General features: G+C 75.1%; 2 protein-coding genes and 1 pseudogene. 2 read left to right on the forward strand and 1 reads right to left on the reverse strand.

Annotated elements, in window-relative coordinates; translation table 11 throughout:
* On the forward strand, positions 1–549 hold a 549-nt coding region (locus tag AB0I76_RS26935; RefSeq protein ID WP_357041041.1), incomplete at its 5' end, for a hypothetical protein.
* Between the two features lie 31 nt (positions 550–580).
* Here AB0I76_RS26935 and AB0I76_RS26940 read toward each other — a convergent pair.
* Entirely contained in the window at positions 581–1,621 is a 1,041-nt protein-coding gene (locus tag AB0I76_RS26940) for a phosphatase domain-containing protein (RefSeq protein ID WP_357041043.1), read from the reverse strand.
* A gap of 157 nt (positions 1,622–1,778) precedes the next feature.
* On the opposite strand from AB0I76_RS26940, the pseudogene AB0I76_RS26945 reads away from it, so the two are divergent.
* Positions 1,779–2,800 (forward strand): annotated as a pseudogene (locus AB0I76_RS26945) (hypothetical protein); the annotation flags it as partial.

A 2,800-nucleotide genomic window follows, 5' to 3' on the forward strand; every position in this document is an offset into this window, starting at 1 on the left:
GGCGCGGGTCGGGCGGCGGCGGTCTTCGGCGCGGTCGGCGGGCTCCTCGGCCTGATCGCGGGCATCCTCCAGGCCGGGCGCGCGGCCCGGCAGCAGGCGGCGGCCGACCAGGCCGACGGGCAGCAGGCCGCGGAGGCCGAACAGGCGGGCGACGCGGACCAGGCCGACGACGACCAGGCCGACGACGACGAGCGGCAGGACGACGATGGCGGGCAGCAGGCTGGGAACGGCGGGCAGCAGGCCGGCGGCGGCGCCCAGGGCGCGGCCGCCCGTGAGCGGGTAGCCAACCGGATCGCCCAGATCCGCGCCCGGATCCAGCAGCTGCGTGCGATCGTCCAGCAGGTTCGCGCCGCCCGCCAGGCGCCGGAGGCGGCGGCCCAGGACCAGGGCGCCGCACAGGACCAGGGCGTCGTGCCAGGGCAGGCGAGGGGCACGTCGGGCGTGAACGGCGACGGGACGGCGGGCGCCGTCTACCAGGTGGCCGATCCCCGGGTGCCGGGCTGCGCGGACCTCCTGCCCGAACCGGCCGGAGCGTCGCGTACCGACTGAGTGGCGGTGTGGGGCGCGGGCCGGTCGTCGCTCAGACCAGGCCCGCGTCCCGCAGCAGCTTCCACAGGCCGGCGCCGTCCGGGGCGGAGAGCCACTTCTGCCCCACCGGACCGGCCGACGAGCTGCCGGCGGGGGCGGGCAGGCTACCGGCGAGGACGGCCTGGGTGGGCGAGAGCCGTCGGATCGCCACCCCGGCCACGTTCTCCGGGTGGGCGGCGGCGAACTCCCGGTAGATCTCCTGGTCGTGCTGCCCGTCGTCGCCGACCAGCAGCCACTTGACCTCCGGGAACTCCTTGGCCAGCCGGGCCAGGGTGATCCGCTTGTGCTCCTTGCCGCTGCGGAACCAGCGGTCCTGGGTCGGGCCCCAGTCGGTCAGCAGCAGCGGCCCGGCCGGGTAGAGGTGCCGCGACAGGAAGCGGGTGAGCGTGGGGGCGACGTTCCACGCGCCGGTGGAGAGGTAGAAGACCGGGGCACCGGGGTGGGCGGTGACCAGCCGCTCGTACAGCACCGCCATGCCGGGCACCGCGTTGCGGGCGTGCTCGTCGAGGACGAACGTGTTCCACGCGGCGAGCAGCGGGCGGGGCAGCGCGGTGACCATCACCGTGTCGTCGATGTCGGAGAGGATGCCGAAGCGCACCTCGGGGTCGAGGATGCGGACGGGCGCCTCGACCGGCTCGGCGTCCGGCACGCTGATCCGCACCGAACCCCAGCCGGGCGGCAGGTGGGCCTCGACGGTGACGTCGACGAAGCCGCTGCGGTCCGCCTGCGTCTCGTGGGTCACCCCGCCGGCCTCGATGGTCACCGTGACGTGCTTGGCGGGCAGGGTGGTGAAGCTGCGCCAGCCCCGGACCTTCTCCAGCCGGCCGCGCTGGCGGGTGTCCGGTCGTCCCAGCAGCACCCGACACATCACCCGTACCCAGCCGGGCGCACCGTAGCCGGTGTAGGCGATGACGTTCGTCCGCCACCCGGTCCGCCGCAGCCGTCGCGACACGAGATGGTGGACGGCGTCCTCGATCCGCGCGGCCCGGTGCAGGTTGGGGATGGCCAGCTGGCCAGCGGGAGTGGGTGGCACGGTGCAACCCTGCCACAAGCCGGCCGCCTCGGCCACGCGAGGCGATTCGCCGGCGGGCGCCCGGCGGCACCACCGGCACCCCCTTCACGGCGAACCGCCCCGGCCCCCCGCGACCACGTGAAACACTCCGGTCGGGACGACGACGGGGGCGTTGGTCGTGTCGCAATCTGATGAACGCGGGGGGCGGTGGCGTCCCCGGCTCGACCGGCCGGCGCTCGTCGCGCTGCTCCTGGGGGTCGCCGGAGTCGCGTACCGGCTGGTCCTGACCCTTGCCACGGTGCCGCCGTCGAACAGCGACGAGGCCACCTTCGGACTCATCGCGCTGCACATCGCCCAGGGGCGGGAGTTCCCGGTCTTCCTCTACGGGCAGCGCTACATGGGAGTGCTGGAGTCGTACCTGGCCGCGCCCGGAATCGCGATCGCCGGGCCGAGCTGGCCGGTGCTGCGGCTGCCGCTGTTGGCGTTGTACGCGCTGTTCCTCTGGCTGATCCACCGGCTGACCCGGCGGATCGCCTCGCCGTGGTTCGCCACGTTCGTCGTCGGCCTGCTCGCGCTCGGGTCGGAACGGGTGGTCCGGGACCAGCTCACCGTGGTCGGTGGGCGGCCCGAGGTGAAGGTGGCGGTCCTGGTGATGCTCCTGGTGACGGTGGGGCTCGCCCGGGGAACGGTCCGCCACCGCCAGCTGGCCGTCGGGGCGTTCGGCCTGCTCGCCGGGCTGGCCGTGTGGTCGGACTGGCTGATCCTGCCGTACCTGGGGGTGGCCGGCCTGGTGCTGCTGTGGGTGGTGCGGCGGGAACTGCTGGGCTGGCCGGGCCTGCTGCTGGTGGTCGGGTTCGCCGTCGGTGTCGCCCCGATGATCCGCGGCAACCTGGTCGCCCCGCCCGGGGAGGACTCGCTGTCGGTGTTCCGGGAGATCAGCACCCGGGCCGGGTCGATCCCGACGTGGTCGGAGCGGGTGCGCGGCGCGCTGCTGGAGGGGGTGCCGCTGGCCCACAATCTCTGCCCGATCGACGGGTGCGCCCCCTGGGCGCGGTGGTTCGGGCTGCTCTACCCCGTGCTGCTGGTGATCGCCGCGGTGGTGGCGCTGGTCGCGTACGCCCGGGCCGCCGGTCCGGGACGGGCCCGGCGGGTCGCTCCGGTCGTGCACCTCGCGCTGGTCGTCGGCGCGGCGGCGACCCT

Source organism: Micromonospora sp. NPDC049799, from assembly GCF_040656655.1.
Taxonomy (GTDB): domain Bacteria; phylum Actinomycetota; class Actinomycetes; order Mycobacteriales; family Micromonosporaceae; genus Micromonospora.